Origin of the sequence: Brevundimonas sp. UBA5713 (assembly GCF_002419815.1) — a bacterium.
In the GTDB taxonomy this organism is placed as follows: domain Bacteria; phylum Pseudomonadota; class Alphaproteobacteria; order Caulobacterales; family Caulobacteraceae; genus Brevundimonas.
In genome coordinates this window covers 39071-56070 of record NZ_DIGV01000018.1, presented here as the reverse complement: position 1 = coordinate 56070, position 17000 = coordinate 39071, and the positions used below count along the sequence as shown (strand labels likewise).

General features: G+C 59.8%; 13 protein-coding genes and 5 tRNA genes. 12 read left to right on the top strand and 6 right to left on the bottom strand.

The window, feature by feature from the left end:
• Positions 1–16 precede the first annotated feature (16 nt).
• The 7 genes from recJ (at position 17) to B3B04_RS04105 (ending at position 3706) form a co-directional block, all read left to right on the top strand.
• Complete coding sequence (gene recJ / locus B3B04_RS04135) at positions 17–1819, top strand: single-stranded-DNA-specific exonuclease RecJ (protein WP_292040189.1); 1803 nt, start codon at positions 17–19, stop codon at positions 1817–1819.
• A gap of 114 nt (positions 1820–1933) precedes the next feature.
• Positions 1934–2008: transfer RNA gene (locus tag B3B04_RS04130), tRNA-Glu, on the top strand.
• A gap of 60 nt (positions 2009–2068) precedes the next feature.
• Positions 2069–2143, top strand: a tRNA-Glu gene (locus tag B3B04_RS04125).
• 114 nt (positions 2144–2257) lie between these two features.
• Positions 2258–2332: transfer RNA gene (locus B3B04_RS04120), tRNA-Glu, on the top strand.
• A gap of 207 nt (positions 2333–2539) precedes the next feature.
• Entirely contained in the window at positions 2540–3058 is a 519-nt protein-coding gene (locus tag B3B04_RS04115; protein WP_292040187.1) for a cold-shock protein, read from the top strand.
• A gap of 29 nt (positions 3059–3087) precedes the next feature.
• On the top strand, positions 3088–3561 hold the full coding sequence (locus B3B04_RS04110; protein WP_292040185.1) for a DUF192 domain-containing protein: 474 nt from the start codon (positions 3088–3090) through the stop codon (positions 3559–3561).
• A 68-nt stretch (positions 3562–3629) separates the two neighbouring features.
• Positions 3630–3706 (top strand) — tRNA-Pro (locus B3B04_RS04105).
• Positions 3707–3732: 26 nt separating this feature from the next.
• Here the strand turns inward: B3B04_RS04105 and B3B04_RS04100 are convergent.
• A complete protein-coding gene (locus B3B04_RS04100) occupies positions 3733–4425 on the bottom strand; it encodes a polysaccharide biosynthesis/export family protein (RefSeq protein ID WP_292040183.1) in 693 nt (230 codons plus the stop codon).
• Positions 4426–4578: 153 nt separating this feature from the next.
• Here B3B04_RS04100 and B3B04_RS04095 point away from each other — a divergent pair, with 153 nt between their 5' ends.
• Together B3B04_RS04095 and B3B04_RS04090 are read left to right on the top strand one after the other, a co-directional pair.
• Positions 4579–6012, top strand: coding sequence for a GumC family protein (locus B3B04_RS04095; RefSeq protein WP_292040181.1), 1434 nt, complete (start codon positions 4579–4581; stop codon positions 6010–6012).
• Positions 6013–6070: 58 nt separating this feature from the next.
• Entirely contained in the window at positions 6071–6760 is a 690-nt protein-coding gene (locus B3B04_RS04090) for a hfsB (protein ID WP_292040179.1), read from the top strand.
• On the opposite strand, the gene B3B04_RS04085 is transcribed toward B3B04_RS04090, so the two are convergent.
• Genes B3B04_RS04085 through B3B04_RS04070 form a run of 4 tightly spaced genes read right to left on the bottom strand, consistent with a single transcriptional unit; the run spans position 6757 to position 11516 of the window.
• Positions 6757–7680: a glycosyltransferase family A protein gene (locus B3B04_RS04085; RefSeq protein ID WP_292040178.1), complete on the bottom strand. Its 924-nt coding sequence runs from the start codon at positions 7678–7680 to the stop codon at positions 6757–6759. The two genes, B3B04_RS04090 and B3B04_RS04085, sit on opposite strands and share 4 nt — an antisense overlap.
• Positions 7680–8624, bottom strand: a complete 945-nt coding sequence (locus B3B04_RS04080) for a glycosyltransferase family 2 protein (RefSeq protein ID WP_292040176.1) — start codon at positions 8622–8624, stop codon at positions 7680–7682. The genes B3B04_RS04085 and B3B04_RS04080 overlap by 1 nt, the downstream gene beginning before the upstream one ends.
• A complete protein-coding gene (locus B3B04_RS04075) occupies positions 8617–10128 on the bottom strand; it encodes an oligosaccharide flippase family protein (RefSeq protein WP_292040174.1) in 1512 nt (503 codons plus the stop codon). Before B3B04_RS04075 ends, B3B04_RS04080 begins: the two co-directional genes overlap by 8 nt.
• Positions 10071–11516, bottom strand: a complete 1446-nt coding sequence (locus B3B04_RS04070) for an exopolysaccharide biosynthesis polyprenyl glycosylphosphotransferase (RefSeq protein WP_292040172.1) — start codon at positions 11514–11516, stop codon at positions 10071–10073. The genes B3B04_RS04075 and B3B04_RS04070 overlap by 58 nt, the downstream gene beginning before the upstream one ends.
• Positions 11517–11749: 233 nt before the next feature.
• Here B3B04_RS04070 and B3B04_RS04065 point away from each other — a divergent pair.
• A tRNA-Ser gene (locus B3B04_RS04065) sits at positions 11750–11841 on the top strand.
• Between the two features lie 71 nt (positions 11842–11912).
• On the opposite strand, the gene B3B04_RS04060 is transcribed toward B3B04_RS04065, so the two are convergent.
• Entirely contained in the window at positions 11913–14567 is a 2655-nt protein-coding gene (locus tag B3B04_RS04060; RefSeq protein WP_292040169.1) for a TonB-dependent receptor domain-containing protein, read from the bottom strand.
• Between the two features lie 29 nt (positions 14568–14596).
• Between B3B04_RS04060 and B3B04_RS04055 the strand changes: the two genes are divergently transcribed.
• The gene (locus B3B04_RS04055) at positions 14597–15301 is read left to right on the top strand and encodes a GntR family transcriptional regulator (protein ID WP_349679361.1); all 705 of its coding nucleotides are present in this window, start codon (positions 14597–14599) and stop codon (positions 15299–15301) included.
• Positions 15302–15470: 169 nt separating this feature from the next.
• Positions 15471–16895, top strand: coding sequence for an ammonium transporter (locus B3B04_RS04050; protein ID WP_292040164.1), 1425 nt, complete (start codon positions 15471–15473; stop codon positions 16893–16895).
• The last annotated feature ends 105 nt before the right edge of the window (positions 16896–17000 follow it).

The following is a 17000-nucleotide window of genomic DNA, read 5'->3' as shown; positions in this document are numbered from 1 at the left end:
TCAGACAGGTCACTTTATGGCTGACGGCGCATTAGCAGGCGGATTTCTCAACTTCAGGCAATCGCTGTCGGGACGGCAGTGGCGCATGCGACCGGCGGATCCGGCGGTTACGCGTGCCCATATCCAGACACTGGGTCTGGATGAGCCGCTAGCCCGCGCATTGGCTGCCCGCGAGGTCGCGCCCGATGACGGCATCCATTTTCTGAATCCGACGCTTAAGGCGCTGTTTCCCGATCCGTCCACCTTTATGGATATGGACGCGGCAGCCACGGCCATTCTGGATGCCTTGCAGTCGGGCGAGAAAATCCACGTCTTCGCCGACTACGACGTCGACGGCGCGTCCAGCGCGGCGCTGCTGGTGCGCTGGTTCCGGCATCTGGGCGCGGAGCTGCCGATCTATGTGCCCGACCGTTTGAAAGAGGGCTATGGCCCCAGCGCTCCGGCGTTTGACCGGCTGAAGGCGATTGGTGCCGATCTGGTCATTACGGTGGATTGCGGTGCGGCTGCCAATGAGGCGGTGGCCCATGCCGCGTCCATCGGCCTGAAGGTGGTGGTGATCGATCACCACATGATGCGTGAAGAGCCGCCATCCTGTCTGGCTGTGGTCAATCCCAACCGCCCGGGGTGTGCGTCGGGGCAGGGCAATCTGGCAGCGGCGGGTGTGGTGTTCGTTCTGCTGGCCGCGCTGAACCGCGAGGGCCGCAAACGCAATCTGTTCGCCCAGTGCGGAGAGCCGGATATCCGCCAATGGCTGGATCTGGCCGCTATGGGTGCGATCTGCGACGTCACGCGCCTGACGGGCTTTAACCGCGCCTTGGCCAGTTTGGGCCTGAAGGTCATGTCGAACTGGCGCAATCCGGGCTTGCATGCCTTGTTGGCGGCAGCAGGTACTGAGCACGGTCCCGCCAAATCCAACCACGTCGGCTTTATTCTGGGGCCGCGCATCAATGCGGGTGGCCGCATTGGCAAGTCCGATCTGGGTGCGCGCCTGCTGTCTACCGATGATGAGGCCGAGGCCCGCATGCTGGCCAAGGAGTTGGATGCGCTGAACCTCGCCCGCCGCGAGGTCGAAAGTGACGTGACCGAAATGGCCATCCGCCGTGTGGAATCCAGCGGTGCGCATAATGATGACAGCGCCGTCGTGGTTGTCGCGGGCGAAGACTGGCACCCAGGCATTGTCGGCATCGTCGCCGGGCGTCTGCGCGAGCGTTGGCGCAAGCCGGTTATTGTGATTGGCGTTGATCCAGTGACCGGTATCGGCAAGGGCTCGGGCCGTTCTCAGCCCGGAATGAATCTGGGGCGCGCCATTCAGCAGGCGTGGGAGGATGGCGTGCTAATCGCTGGCGGCGGGCACGCCATGGCGGCGGGGCTTACGGTCCTGGCGGACCGCATTGACGAACTGCGCGCCTATTTGAATGACAAGTTGTCGGGCGAGCAGGAGGCTGCGCAGGCTCTGGACTGGGTAGAGGTCGATGCCCTCATCGATCCGCGCGCCGCCACGCGCGAGCTGTTCGAGGCCTTTGAGCAGTTGGCCCCGTATGGTCCGGGAAATCCGGAACCGCTGTTTGCTATGGAAAACCTGCAGGTGCGTGAGCCCATGGCGATGAACGGGGGCCATGTTCGCTGCCGTTTGGTGGGGCCGGACGGGGCTTCGGTTCGGGCGATCGCATGGCGCTGTGCCGATTTGCAGACTGGCAAGACGCTTTTGTCAGGGCAGGGCGGGCTGTGCGTCGCCGGTCGTCTGAAGGCGGATGACTGGAACGGTCGTCGCGGCGTTCAACTCGAGATCGAGGACGTCGCCGACCCGCGTATGGCCTGATTATGAGCCTTTGCCGTTGGCACGTCGCAGGTCTTTGAAAAAAGACGCAGAAAATCGTTTTTGGGCAGTTGCCATTCTCGGATTCGGCGTCTATCTAACCGTCCTCCGCGCCGCGGTCCCTTCGTCTATCGGTTAGGACGTCAGGTTTTCAACCTGAAAAGAGGGGTTCGATTCCCCTAGGGACTGCCACGCGGGCCTGCCTTTCATCCTCGGATGAGGGGCAGAACATAAAGGCCTAGTTCGCGCTGTGGTCCCTTCGTCTATCGGTTAGGACGTCAGGTTTTCAACCTGAAAAGAGGGGTTCGATTCCCCTAGGGACTGCCACGCGAACTTGCCCTTTGATCGGTGTTCTTGCCGCTGGTTTCTTTGCGAAGAAATGACAGGGCAGGGGTTGCATCCGCATCAAGAGGCATGTAACAGGCCGCTCCTTCGCGCTGCGGTCCCTTCGTCTATCGGTTAGGACGTCAGGTTTTCAACCTGAAAAGAGGGGTTCGATTCCCCTAGGGACTGCCACGCGGTTATTTATTCCCTACAATCTAGGTTTGTTGAACGCATCAGTCGCCTGAGTGCGCCATTTCGCGTTTTCTGTACGCCTCAAGAGAGGCAATGCAACCTTGATACGTAAAACCATCATTTTTCACTCTGCGGGACAGTAAAGCTGTGTTACGTTTCGCTGTTCGTTCAGAATGACTGATTGTTTGCTTGGTAGGGTGCTTGGGGATGGACGATAACGAGACAGTTCGCGTCGAGGGGCGCGTGAAATGGTTTGATCCGGGGAAGGGCTATGGTTTCATCGTTCCTGACGAACCCACGATCACCGAGACAAAGGATGTGCTGCTCCATGTGAGCAGCCTGCGGGACAGCGGTCGCGATGATGCCGAAGAAGGCGCTCGCGTAACGGTTGAGTGCGCGCGCCGTGCAAAGGGCTGGCAGGTCGTACGCATCATCGACATAGCGGAAAGCCCTGAAGGCGTGCGGGCTGTGCGTCCGCTGGTTCAACGTCCGTCAGCGGCGGTCACCCCTGCGGGTGAAATGGAGCCGGCAGTGGTGAAATGGTTTAACCGCACCAAGGGCTATGGCTTCGTTGTTCGACATGCCGCCGAAGGCGATATCTTTGTCCATGTGGAGACCCTGCGTCGAAACGGGCTTGAAGATTTGTTGCCTGGTGACGCGGTCGATGTACGCTTTGCCGAGGGTCCCAAGGGACTGGTTGTGGCGGAAATCCGTCCAGCCCAGTAACATGGCCTCATTGTGAAGAGGTGATTCCTATGGCTCTGTCCCGTCGTGCCATCGTGGTTCTGGCTGCTGGTTTGATGCTTGGCGCATGCGCTGGCGCGAAGACTGTCACCGACGATAGAGGGCGTCCCCTGGAGCCGTTGACGGTCGTCACGGCTTCTGGCGACCACCAATTCATGGTCGAGATTGCCGACGATGAAGCCTCGCGGGCGCGTGGACTGATGTTCCGACCGCCGCTCGAGGATGATCGGGGGATGCTGTTCCAGTTTCCTGCAGCACGTGAGCAGTCCTTCTGGATGCGCAACACGCCCAGCTCGCTGGATATTCTTTACATCGATCCGCAGGGCCGGATCGTGTCCATCGCCAAGCACACAACGCCCTATTCAGAAGAGCCCATCCCTTCGCGGGGGGCGGCCAATGGCGTTCTGGAGCTGCGCGCCGGACGCGCAGATGAAATCGGGGCCAAGCCCGGCGACTTGGTTAAACACAGCTTCTTCAATAACTAACGCTGTGATATGATTTTTCCCTGTTGCCGTACGGATTTAACCGTGGCATCAGGGCGCATCCGTCGGTTCGGGGTATGGCGCAGTCTGGTAGCGCACCTGTTTTGGGAGCAGGGGGTCCAAGGTTCGAATCCTTGTGCCCCGACCACGGTAACTCCCCAAAAATCTTTCGCCTTAGGCCCAGCGGCCATTCAGTGCATAGCTGAATCCGATGGGCAGCGAGTTGCGAATTTGGGTGAAGAAGGCGGCCAGTTCGCCCAGTCCTGTCTTCGGTACATAGATAATATCGCCCCGCTGGATCATCGGCATGTTGGCGTTGCGATGGCGCAAGTCGATGGTCACCATCATGCGCTGGCCGTCTGGTGCGCGGCGGATCAAGGCAGCCTTGGAAGAGCGTCCGCTGGGTAGAATGCCGCCGGCCATGATCATGGCCTGATAGGCGTCCACATCCGCTAGCGGCAGATCATAGACGCCCGGGTTGCGCACCTGACCATCGACCCAAACCTTGCCCGGGGCCACGCGCCGGAGCGTGACCTCTACCGCCGGACGCAGCAGATGCTCGGCATAAGCGCTTGAAATTACGCTTTCGAGTTCGGAAACGCTGCGATCCGCTGCCATCACATGGCCGATCATGGGCAGTGATATCCGGCCATCAGGCCCGATGGCCAGTTGTCGGTTTAACTCCTGCGCGGATGGGAAGGCGATATCCAGTTCATCGCCGGCGAACAGGGCATATGATGACTGATCCGACCATGGGGAAAACGCGTCGGCGGGAATGTCATCGCCTGTTAGCGGCCGGGCAGAACGGCTAGACGCGCATCCGGCCAATATGGATGCCAAGCCGGTCATCATGATCCGTCGGTCCATGCTCAAAGCTCCCCCTAGACGTAAGTGCATTCTGTCCGCGCCTACATACACGCCGGTTATGTACCGATGATCGAAATTTATGGTTCACGGACGTTTAACGGTCTTGCCCCATTAAGAAACAGACTTAGCAATCGTCCGTAAGGAAATGCTCGCATGAACACGGCAGGGACAGGCACAAGACCCCGATACGGGGTGTTGGACGTTGTAGCTCTGCTGTTGCGGGAATGGATGGTCATGGGCGCGGTCTTTCTCGCGATCTGTGCCATCGGTCTGGGCGCGACCTTTCTGCTCAAAAAAACATACACGGCCGCTGCCAGTCTGTTTGTCGGCGTAGGTCAGGAATATGTCTATCAGGCCCGCGTCGGCACGTCGCAGCCGTCGATTCCGCCGTCAGCTGCCGAAGTCGCCCAGTCCGAAGCGGCCATTTTGAACAGCCTCGAGGTCAAGCAGCGCGTCGTGCGCGCCATGGGCATCGAGAGTTTTCAGGACAAGCCGGTTACCAACCCTACGGCCGAAGACGAGGCCAAGGCGGTTAAGGCCATGACCAGCGCACTGAGCGTCGACATCACGCCGCTGAGCCCGGTCATCGCCCTCAGCTATAAATCGGATGATCCCCGCCGCTCGGCGCAGGTTTTGAACACGGTTATTGATCAATATCTGACCTATCGCCGCGAAGTGTTTCAGGACCGCGCGACGCCAGCCATTCGGTCGCGACGCGAAGCCTTTGAAGACGAGCTGGAAACCGCCGACCGGGCCTACGAAGAATTCCTGCGCAGCCACCAGATCGGGGATTTCGCGACCGCGCGTGCCACGCTGGCGGCCAGCTATCAGACAATCTTCACCGAGCGACTGTCTGTTCAGGCTCAACTGAACCAGACGGCGCAACGGCTGACCACGCTGTCGAACCAGTTGTCCAATATGGATCGCGAAATCCCGTTACAGCAGGATTTGAATGTGTCTGCACAGGACCAGATTCTGCAGCTTCGCACCCAGCGCGAACAACTGTTGTCACGCTATCAGGCTGATGCAGCGCCGGTTCAGGAAATCGAAGCGCAGATCCGCCGTCTGCAAACCTATGTCGATACAGGCACTGCGGTCGGGGCCAAGGAAGTGAGGGTTGGTCCCAACCCGGTATGGGTGCAGCTGGAAGCGCAGCGCGCAACGACCGCAGCCGAGCGCGATTCACTTGGCGCACGTCTGGCGGTGCTGGACCGACAACTGGCTGAAATCAACCAGCGCCAAGCGCGCCTCAATGATCTGGAGTCACGCAATGCGACCCTGTCAGGTAATCGCGAAGTGCTGAGCCAGTCTGTGCGGGAGTTCCAGCTTCGCGAGGCCCAAAGCCGCGCCGACAATGAACTGGTGACCGCTGGCGCAGACAATGTAACCGTTATCGAGCGCGCCCAGCCGCCGGCTGAAGGCAAATCGCTGAAACTGCCGCTGCTGGCTTTGGTCATCCTATTCGCAGGCTTTACGGCACTGAGCGTTGGCTTATTGCGCGTCTTCTTGCGTCGCGGGGTCTGGACGCCGTCATCGGCAGAGCGGACGTTTGGCGTACCGGTTCTTGCTGTGGCCCCCGCAAAGTAAGGCGCAGCATGGATGGCGTGCTATTTTGTCGACCGACAGTAGTTCGGTACTGATTCGTATGGTCGATCTTACAGCAGAGATGGCGGGTCTTTGGACGGCACTTGGTGCTGCGCCATCCCATCGTGGCCGTCTTGTGCTGTTTACCAGCGGGCGACGGGGCGAGGGCGTTTCGATCATTTCGCGAGAGTTTGCCCGTCTGGCCGCTGCCCGCGCGCGCAAGCCGGTGTGGCTGGTCGATGCCGATTTGACGGCTCAGGAACAGGTCCAAGTCATGAGCCGTGAGCCGCAACGCTTTGGCCGCGCGGGCGAATCTGTTGTGGGATCGCCGGACGGATCCAGCTTTTTTGCGATTATTCCGCCGCTATTGAACCGCGAGCGTCAGCCTGTGCGTCCGGCTCGCCTGTTGTCGGCCAAGCCGTTTTTGGGACGACGGCTATTTGTTACCCACTTCCATTCCGAATATTTGACGGCCAGCCATAAGGCCGTGGTGTTGGGGCAGGGGGATTATTGGGACGCTTTGAGCCGACATAGTGAAACCGTCGTCATCGACGCACCTGCGGGCGATGTGGCGCTGGCCTTGGCTCCCTATGCCGACGCTGTTGTGATGGTGGTGCGCGAAGGGCTGGACGTGGCCGAGCATCTGATCTTTAAGTCCCAGCTTGAAGCTACAGGGGCTCAGGTTAAGGGCATCGTACTGAACCGGACCACCTATCAGCCCCCGAAAATTCTTAAAAATCTGATCGGTTAGGTCCGGCGGGCAAGTTCAGCTTGTCCGTAAAGTCTTAGTTCCAAGTTCTTGAACCATAATAGCTTTCCTAGTCCCTCAATGGCTTTGCGGAACTGGGCGTAGGCGGAGGGTCTACGCGTGATCCACATCATCAGGCCCATACTCCCGTGGAATATCAGCTGGGCCACGCCAATAGCCATCCATCGTGCGACGGCGAACGGTTTTCCCTGCTGGGCAGATGTCTGGCTGGGTCCTTGTCCATAGGCGAAGGCCCGTTTCATCACGTAATTTAGGGTGGCTCGATGCGTCGGTGCATGTTCGTCCACCCAGGCATCGGCGGCCCATGCATAGACAGCGCCTTGCGCAGACAATCGGGCAAACAGAATGTCGTCTTCGCCCCCGGTTTCATTGGCTTCCACGGCAAACGGAACGGGGCTGGACAGCGCCGTGGACACCCGCATCAGACTGTTGCCGCAGCCATAGGATCGATCGATTACGACGCTGGAGGTCGGCCCTTTCCGGCTGAAAAACTCTTCTATGAAAGCTCTTTGGGCGGCGGGCGCACCGGGGGCTTGGCCGCGAATAGGACCGAAAACCACGTCGGCCGCAGTGGTGGCCTGAGTGTGTAATAGGCCGCTCAACCAATCAGGGCTGGCGGTCTCGTCGTCGTCCAGAAAGGCAATGAACGCCGCATCCTGAGCTGCCGCAACGCCGGCGTTCCGCGCATTTGCGACGCCGGGATCTGGCGCGTGCACCAAAATCACCGGAAACGGTGCGGTTTTGATAAATGTTCGGACCACGTCGGTAGCGCTGGCCTGAGGATCGTTATCCACCACAATGACGCGTTGGATGAGCGATAGGTCGCGCTGGGCGGCAATGGATTGCAGAGCGGCGCGAAGGCTGTCGGGGCGTCGAAAAGTCGGGACAAGAACGGTCGCCATCACGAGCGGGCATCCTTCGACAGGGCCTGAGCGTAAAGGGCCGCTCGGAAAACGCGCAGGCTAAAGGCGCGTAGGCGCACAGGAAGCCATTCCGCGCGGGCCATGAACTCGGCGACGAAGGCCACGGGCAAAGCCATGTGGCGGTCTTTAATGGCGGTCGCGGCCCTGTAAGAGGGGTAGGATGCGACGATTTCAGGGTGCAACCCGGCTACGCGCGCAAAGTTTGGTGCCGACTGGCGATATTTTTTGATCAGGGCGTCGACCGTATCCAGCCCCATATGTGTCGCCGGAATATCGGGATGGGCGATCGTATGCAGGGCTGAAATTCGCATGCTCCACTCGACGTCCTCCCAGCCCCATCCGTTAAAGCTGTCGTCAAAAGCGTGGGCATCAAACACATCACGCCGGATCAGCAGATTGGAAGTGAAGAGGTGTTTCTCGGCCTGCTGTTGTCGCACCTCGGCGGGTAGGCAGTCGGATCGGAGTGCCATGGCGCGATGTACGCGAAACGCTTTGTGTGTGGAGGCTTGAAGCAGGCTGAAGCCGCCGAAAGCCACCGGTAGATCGGACTGCTCCACCAAATCCACCCAAGTGGAGAGGAACAGGGGACTGTCCGGCATCATATCGGCATCCAGGAACAACAGGTGGCTGCCCCGCGCGTGTTCTGCCAGCAGATTCCGTCCTTTTGCGCGGCCCAGATTATCGGTGCGCGTGATTAGTCGTGCTGCCAGTGGAAGCGTGGCGATTAGCGCCTTTAGATCACGGGTCAGCGATGACGAGTTTGTGCCGTCGTCCAGCACCACGACCTCAACGCGTGTAGCCAGCTGATCCCCTTCGCGCGACAAGGCGGTGAGCAGGGGCGTTGGATCATCGCGCAAGAAGGGTATCAGGACCGAAAGCTGCGGTTTTACGTCCGCCCATTTGGCGTTGACTGTGTCAGCCATGCGGGGCCTGCCGAAGATTGAGCGTATGTCCAAGGTTGGCCAATAAATCGCGCAGACCTGCCGCGTTCATTGCGTAGGCGCAGCCCAGATATGTCGCCGCCCCTGCGGCCGATTTGGTGATTAGCTCCAGCAGCCCCCCCCAGTCGGGGAGCACGTAGACGATGGCGGCCATCGGTACGCAGCACACTCCGCAGGATAAGAGGGCTCTTGTCTGCAACGGCATAGCGATGACGCCCCTAGCGCCCACGACGGAGGCTATAATGGCCACGGCAAAGCTCAGCAGCGTAGCCAATGCGGCACCGTAAATCCCGAGGCGGGGTATAAGCACAACGTTGAAGGCAATGTTGGCGACCGCAGGGACGGCCATGACCGCCAGCAGTCGGTCGGTTCTCTTGCCCAGCACGAAGGCCTGATTGAAATAGTAGAATAAGAGTCCTGATAGAAAGCCCGATGCCGCGATCAACGGTGTGACGCTGGCAGAGGCCTGTCGCAGTTCGGGCCCGATGAGTACGTCAGCGAGTGGTCGCGCCACCAGCGCTACGCCCACGGCCGCGGGCAGGGCAATCAGGATCACGGTTTGACCGTGTTGGAATGCCGCCGCGCGTAAAGCGGAATGGCCGTCTTTTTCCAGCGCCATCACCATGGCGGGAACACCGGCCATGCCAAGCCACACAAACAGGATATCCAGCGTGCGGTTCGCGAGGCTGTAGCTGGCATGGTAAGCCCCCACGGCGGCCTCATCCATGAACCACGCCAGCATGAAACGGTCGGTAGAGTTCAGCACCACAGCCATGCCCAGCGACATGGAAATCGGATACCCATAATGGATAGCGCGGCGAAGGAGGTCGCAGTTGAACCTGCCATTCTTCATAACGGCCCTGTCCTTGGACAGGACCAACGGCAGAGCTAACAAAGGTGCAACAAGAAAACCTATCAGAGGTCCTGCGGCACCCGCTCCGAGCATAATCGCCGCAACGCCCAGGCCGAAGACACCGATTACAAACCAGATGTCGATAGCCGCCGCTGTGCGGACATCGCCACGCGCTCGGAAACCTTCCTTGGCCATGATCAGCGCACTGCGCAGGGGTATGCCGACCAATGCCAGCAGTACCGGCCACACCATGATGGCGGGCAGCGGCTCGAACACTAAAAGCGCGATACAAACAGGGACCAGAGCCAGACTGGCCAGGCCGAGCGCTCGGTAGAGCGTGGAATAGAGGTCAGCGAGATCGCGCGGCGTGCTTTGCGCGGGCCAGAACCGCGCCATGGCCGCCTCTGCCCACGAAAAAAGGCCTACGTGGACAAGCGTGAATACAGAAAACGCCAAGGCGTAGGTGCCGTATTGTTCAGGCGTCAGTAGGTGGGTGAGAACCCATATCGAGGCTACGCCTACCAGGCCTGAAATGATGTTGGCAGGCAGATAGCCCAACAGACCGCGTAGAAACATCAGCGTGCCGCGATCTTGTCGCCCAGCAACACCGGCACGGTGCGCAGCATGATCCACATATCCAGCCAGAAGCTTTGGCGGTCGATGTATTCGATATCCAGTTGAACGCGCGCGCGAACTTCTGCTGCGGTATGCAACGGGCCACGCGAGCCGTGAATGGCGGCCCATCCGGTCAGGCCCGGTTTGATGCGGTGCCGATGCGCGTATTCAGCGACAATCGAAGCCGACTGGACGGCACCGGTTTTCATTCCGATCGCATGTGGGCGGGGGCCGACCAGGCTCATCTCGCCCAGGATCACATTTATCAGTTGTGGCAGTTCGTCGATGCTTGTTGCGCGAAGGAACCGGCCGATACGGGTGACGCGGTCGTCATCCACCGTCACTTGGCGCGAAGCCGTAGCGTCGGCGGTCTCGTGCCGCATGGTGCGAAACTTCCAGACCGTGATGATCTCTTGGTTAAAGCCATGGCGTTGTTGACGGAACAAGGCCGGGCCGGGGCTGTCCAGACGCACCAAGAGGCCGATCACCATCAGCAGTGGGGCCAGAACAGCCAGCGCAAGCGTACCAAATACCAAATCTTGCAGCCGTTTGAAAAACGCGCTGCGGTCCGCATTGATCGAGCCGCTGAGACGCGCTACCGGCGTGCGCGCCAAACGGGCCATGGCATCTGACGGCAGTGCAGCGCCACGATCGCGGAATACGACCAAAACCTGATTTGGCAGGATCGATAATCGACGCGTGATGTCGCGTATGCGATCGCTGGCACTGGGAGATATCGCCACAGCGATGGTGTCTATGTAGGGAACGACATGGCTTTGAATGAGCTGGTCAACACTCCCCAGCACGGGGACGCCCAAGACGCTCTCTGGAGCGCGTGCCCGACGATCATCAAACACGGCGATGACGTTCATGTCGCGATGTTCCAGTGCGTGCTGGATCAGTTGTTGGGCCTGTTCTGTCGCGCCCACTACGACAATGTTAGGGATCAGGGCTCCGCTGTGACGACCGCTCTGCACGGCGGTGGCCCACACCAAATGCAGGCCGCCCATTAAAAACGCGAGCAGCAATAACCATTGCGCCAGATGGGGCAGGGCAGTGGGTTCGAATATCCACTGCAGGCCTATGCCGGGTATCGCACCCGCGATCATGCCGCCCGTCATCAGGGCCGCATGGCTGAGTATCCCTCGGGTCCGGTTGAACCCGTAAAGATCGAGACTGCGCACGAAAGCGAGAGCGCCGAACAGTGCCACGGCGTATGGCAGGACGACGCCTATCGGCACAGTGGCCAAGGCCGCCATACTCGTATGATCTGCAAGCCAATACAGCGTCAGCGCAACAGACAGGGCTATGTCGATACCACGATATATAAATATGCGAAGGCGCAAGGCTTCGCGTCGGCGCGCGCTGACCCAAGCCGACGGACGAAATGGCCCGCGGCGATTCATGTCTGAATCAGCAACTCCGTGCGAATCGCGCAGAGGCTCTTGGGGAGCCAAACTTGGCACCTCAGGATGTGTTATAGCCCCGGCGTTAATGTCATCACCCCTGCAAATTCCCGTTTCAACGGTCCTTATTGCAGTGAAATCTGAATATGACACCACGAAGTTCGGTTAATGTGTGGAAATCTCGAAAACCCCGTTGCGAAGCGGGAACTTACGGGCTATCCACGCGGCCTGCCGGAGACGTGGCCGAGTGGCTGAAGGCAACGGTTTGCTAAATCGTCGTACCCTGTAAGGGGTACCGAGGGTTCGAATCCCTCCGTCTCCGCCAGATACCTTTCCCTACAAGAATACAGACGTTTGAGGCGAGCCGCTGGCTCGCCCCTGAAAAGTCGCCGGTGCTTAAAAGCGCTGCGTCAGGCTCAGGCTAACCACTCGCCCTCGCGGGTCTGCGACAACCGGATCGTAGGCGAGGAAGAACTGCGCCAGGGGTGGTGCTTTGTCGAAAATGTTGACCGCGCCGATGGAAAGGTCGAGGTCCGGATTGACCGTGTAGCGGTAGATCAGGTCCGCTGTGGTCTGGCTGGCGATTGAAGTGTCCGTGATGCCTGCACGGTCATTATGGTAGCCGCTGGTATAGTGGATCAGTCCGGTAAGAGCGTGACGGTCATTGCTCCATGAAGCAGCAAACTCGCCTCTGTTCTTTGGCAAGGACCGCCCCAGCGTGTTCAGATTAGTGGAGCCCACACCTGACACGGCGGGCGATTGCGCGTTCACGCGGATGTCGTAACGGTCGACCAGCGTCCATTTCGCACTCGTGCTGAGCTGGCCTTCCAAAAGCGGACGATGATATCGGGCGGTGAAATCCATGCCCGAGGTTTCGATGGACGAGGCGTTGACGAAATAAAGCTGCACCATGCTGATCGCACCACTGGTGGAACGGGTCACGCGGCGTTGGGCGGCTGTACCGGACAAGCCTGCGGCATCGTCGGCGGCGGCGCGATCGATGATCGGCTGGGGCGCTTCCTTGATAACCAGATCGCTGTAGTCGATAGACCAACCATCGATGCTGAAATCGAGGCCCTGCAAGGGCGTCCATAGAACGCCGAGTGACAGGTGTTCCGACGTCTCGGGGGCAAGTTTGCGGTCGCCGGACGTCAGCGTATTGACGAAGACAAAGCTGCCGCGATCCAGCACAGAGGGTTGGGATGCCAAGGCCCCTTGGGTGGTGAAGACTGACGGCGCGCGATAGCCCTTGCCCCATGAACCACGGAACGACAGTGCATCAGTGGCGTCCCATCGTGCCGCCAGTTTAGGGCTAAACTTGCCGGACTGGCCGTCATAGGATTCATGGCGACCGGCTAACTGGATTTCCAAGAGATTCTGCAGCGACAGCCGCGCCTCGCCATAAGCCGCGAGCGTTTCCTGATTGCCCTCGAAATCGGGCGCATAGCCTGCGGTCAGCAGATCTCCCGCGTTGACCGCGTCGCTCCAGTCGTGTCGGAAGTTACTGCGGCGATATTGAAGGCCGCCCGCCAGATCAAGATAGCCGCCTGACCATTGGGCGGCACGTCCCTGAACGCTGCCATCCAGCGTAATAAGTTCGGAACGTCCACGTAAACGCGTCCAACCTGAAAGGCTGTCTTTCAAGGCCTGGCTGTTAGCTGTGCCGGTGCCCAGATCGGCGCTGCCGAACGGGTTGTAGAAATGGCAAGCACCTGCACCAGCAGTACCCATGGCCAGATCGCAGCCGGTTCCGCCAAAACCGTTCAGGGCGTTTTGCAGGGCATTGCCGAGTACGTCGGGCTTGTCATAGGCAACGCTCTGGCGGCTCATGCTGGCGTTAAGATCCCAGCGCCAGTCATTATTGAGCGCACCGGAGGCGCCGCTGGCCAGTCGCCATGTGTCATAATCAAACTCGGCCGCCGATGCGCCCGCGGCCCCGCCTGACAAGCGTCCACGGAAGGCGACCTCTTCCCCGAACGGATTGTCGGGATGAGTGGCCGGAACGGACAATGTCCGTGACAGAATGGGTAGGGAGGGGGACTGGCGTGCCCGCGTATGTGTCGTTGACCACAGAGCCTGCGCCCATATGTCGACCTCGCCGACATGCTGGCGATAGTCGGCCATCAGTTGCGTGCGGGTTTCCTCCGGCACCAGATCAAAGAAGTCGGAGTAATCAAATCGGCAAAAAGTATCGGTAGGACCGTCGCGATAGCTGCCGGGGAAGGCCGGGTTCACACAATCTGGATCGGAAGCAAAGCTTTGGCTCGACGGGCGGAAGTATGATCCCGGCTGGCCGTAGCTTGAGACGGCGCTCCACGCCGCACGGCCATAGTTTTCGGCTTGGGTAAAGTCGCGCTCGTCCGACCCCAGCGCCGAGCGATGAAAGCGCGAGGCGGCCAAGGTCATGTGGCCTTGCCCGATAGGGAAGCTGCCAATGCCCTCCACAACGGTCTCTTCGGAGCCATCGGTGAAAGCATATTTGGCGCGTATTTCGGGGCGCGCCACGCGGGTGCGGGTAATGAAGTTCACGACGCCTGCGACGGCGTCCGAGCCATAGACGGCTGATGCGCCGTCTTTCAGGACATCAATTCGTTGCAAAGCAATGGACGGCATCAGCGAGTTGATGTCGACGAATGCCGAGCCATCGGTGGCAACCACGGCGCTATTGGTCCAGCGCTGGCCATCCACCAACACAAGCGTCGACCCAAGACCGAGATTGCGAAGATTGAACTGGGCCGTTCCGGAGCTTTGCGGATTGTTCATCTGATCGATTTGGGCTTCTGACCCCGAGTTCGCAGCGAACAGTCGCAAGACGTGCGACATGTCTGCTGCCCCTGCGGCGTCGACTATGTCCAATGTCAGCGTGTCGACAGCAGCCAGTCGATCTCCACCTGCTAGACGTGAGCCCGTCACGATAACTTCGGACACGCGCACGCCTTCATCATTATCGATTATCTGGGCGGCCGCGGGTGCGCACAGGCACGCGCTCATCAGAGCGGAGGCGGCTCCGGTCGTGAGAAGACGGGTCAGGGCAGGGGTGGCGTTCTGCATTATCGATAAAGACGGAAACCTGTTTGACAATGCGGCGGTCTTTGGCTCAAGGGCGCAGCTATGTCTTCGAAAAACGCCATAGATTATCGATAATGCGTGAGCCGACACTCGCCGAGCGGATTGCCGAAACCTTGGCCCAGCGCATCATCGTGGGCCAGTTGCAACCCGGGGAACGCCTGCGCCAGGAGGTGTTCGCCTATGAGTTCAGTACTAGCCATGTCCCGATCCGCGAGGCCTTTTTGCGTCTGGAGATCCGCAAGCTGGTGGTTAGCGAGCCGCGCCGAGGGGTGCGCGTTGCGCCATTGGAAGATCAGGACGCGCGCGAGATCATGAAGATGCGCGCGGCCCTTGAGGTCATGGCGATCCGCGGACTGACCGGCAAGCCCGGTCCGCGTCAGCTGGCCAAGATCAACGAGGCGTTAGTGGCGGGTGACAATGCAGATGATCTGGTGGCTTGGGAGGCCGCCAACCGTGCCTTTCACACATCCTTGGCCGAGCTGTCGCGTATGCCACGGCTGGTGGCCACGGTGGCCGATCTTAATGTGGCTTTCTCCCGTCAGGTTTTTTCGCAGCAAAAGAACGATCAATGGAAGCCGCGTTCGAACCATGATCATCGCCGGATCTATGAGGCGCTGTGTGCCGCCGACGTTGAAACAGCGGCGTATCTTCTGGAAAACCACATATTGGCGGGCGAGCGCTATCCGGAGCGGCGCTTACCGCTGGCGAAGGACTGAAAGGGAATTGCACCATTATCCCTACTGTTTGCAATATTCATCCGACTTGGTGCAATTCTAGAGCTTTAATTGCCGATCGCACGGATCGTTTGTCGTAATGGTGTAAGAATCTTGCCGCAATTTTGATTTTTTCCTTGCTCATTTCGCAGATGCGATAAAAAGTTTGCACATGCGTAATCACAAGGGGGATACCGAAGTGTCGCATGTACAAACACAAGGGAAGGGTCTCCTCGCCCTGTCCTGCTTTTTAGGCGCTCTAGCCGCAGCAGGTGCCGCATGTGCAGCACCTGGCGCGGAGCTCGCCACCACCATTACTGAAGTCGCTACAACAGCGTCGGAGCAGGCTCCGGCGCTGTTTTCACATCAGGTTCCTCTCGAACTGAATGAAGCGTCCACGGCGTGGCTGGGTACATCGACGGCCTTGGTGCTGTTGATGACTTTGCCGGGCCTAGCGTTGTTCTATGGCGGCATGGTGCGCCGCAAGAACGTTATCGCCACAATCACCCAGTCTGTCGCCGCGTTCGCGGTCGTCACTCTGGTCTGGTTCGTTGCGGGGTACTCGATCGCCTTCGGGGTTAACCCAGATGAAGGCCTGAACCGCTTTGTTGGCAGTCTGGACGCTGTATTCCTGAACGGCGTCACCAAGGATACGGCGTATGCGGCACTGCCGGGTATTCCAGAATACCTCTGGCTGTCGTTCCAACTGACATTTGCCATCATCACGCCTGCTCTGATCACCGGTGCCTTTGCCGAGCGGATCAAATACTCCGGCCTGCTGCTGTTCATCGCCCTGTGGTCTCTCATCGTCTATGCGCCGATCGCCCACTGGGTGTGGGGCGGTGGCTTCCTCGGGGCCGATGGCGTGCTCGACTTCGCCGGTGGCGCAGTCGTTCACGTAAACTCGGGCGTGGCGGGCCTGGTGTGCGCCATCTTCCTCGGGGCTCGCAGAGGTTATGGCGTAGAGCCGATCACAGCACACAACCCTGTGCTGACCATGATCGGTGCCTCGCTTCTGCTGGTGGGCTGGATCGGTTTCAACGCCGGTTCGGCAGGCGCAGCCGACGGTCTGATGGGCGTTGCGCTGATCAACACCCTGCTGGCCGCTGCTGCCGGTTCGCTGAGCTGGAAGTTCATCGAACGCATCGAAAAGCGCAAATGGTCGCTGATCGGTGTGCTGTCGGGCGTCGTGGCCGGTCTGGTCGCGATTACGCCGGCGGCGGGCTTCGTCGATCCGAAGGGCGCAGTCATCATCGGCCTGATCGCCGGTCCGGTTTGCTACGTCTCCTCGGTCTGGCTGAAGAAGCTGCTCAAATATGACGACAGCCTCGACGCCTTTGGTCTGCATGGTGCGGGTGGTCTGGTTGGCGCTCTGCTGACCGGTGTGTTCGCCTCTACGGCCATCAATGACCTGTCGGAAGGTGCGACTGTCTGGGCGCAGTTCATGGGTCTGGTCTGGACCATCGTCTGGAGCGCCATTGGCACCCTCATCGTGCTTGTGATCTGCAAATACACCGTTGGTCTGCGCGTGAAGGAGGAGGTCGAAGACGAAGGTCTGGATACCCACCTGCACGGCGAGGCGCTGGAAGCGCACTAATCTACCTGTCCGGTTCCGGCACCACCGGGACCGGACACCCTATAAAGGCCGGCCCCCTGAATAAGCAGGGTGGTTCAAGGCCGCTCGATCTTCTCCCCAGTAACG

Bases quoted from the DNA above. Each gene is read 5' to 3' on its own strand.
- recJ (WP_292040189.1), top strand. From the start codon at position 17: ATGGCTGACGGCGCATTAGCAGGCGGATTTCTCAACTTCAGGCAATCG.
- B3B04_RS04115 (WP_292040187.1), top strand. From the start codon at position 2,540: ATGGACGATAACGAGACAGTTCGCGTCGAGGGGCGCGTGAAATGGTTT.
- B3B04_RS04110 (WP_292040185.1), top strand. From the start codon at position 3,088: ATGGCTCTGTCCCGTCGTGCCATCGTGGTTCTGGCTGCTGGTTTGATG.
- B3B04_RS04100 (WP_292040183.1), bottom strand. From the start codon at position 4,425: ATGGACCGACGGATCATGATGACCGGCTTGGCATCCATATTGGCCGGA.
- B3B04_RS04095 (WP_292040181.1), top strand. From the start codon at position 4,579: ATGAACACGGCAGGGACAGGCACAAGACCCCGATACGGGGTGTTGGAC.
- B3B04_RS04090 (WP_292040179.1), top strand. From the start codon at position 6,071: ATGGTCGATCTTACAGCAGAGATGGCGGGTCTTTGGACGGCACTTGGT.
- B3B04_RS04085 (WP_292040178.1), bottom strand. From the start codon at position 7,680: ATGGCGACCGTTCTTGTCCCGACTTTTCGACGCCCCGACAGCCTTCGC.
- B3B04_RS04080 (WP_292040176.1), bottom strand. From the start codon at position 8,624: ATGGCTGACACAGTCAACGCCAAATGGGCGGACGTAAAACCGCAGCTT.
- B3B04_RS04070 (WP_292040172.1), bottom strand. From the start codon at position 11,516: ATGAATCGCCGCGGGCCATTTCGTCCGTCGGCTTGGGTCAGCGCGCGC.
- B3B04_RS04060 (WP_292040169.1), bottom strand. From the start codon at position 14,567: ATGCAGAACGCCACCCCTGCCCTGACCCGTCTTCTCACGACCGGAGCC.
- B3B04_RS04055 (WP_349679361.1), top strand. From the start codon at position 14,597: ATGCGGCGGTCTTTGGCTCAAGGGCGCAGCTATGTCTTCGAAAAACGC.
- B3B04_RS04050 (WP_292040164.1), top strand. From the start codon at position 15,471: ATGCGTAATCACAAGGGGGATACCGAAGTGTCGCATGTACAAACACAA.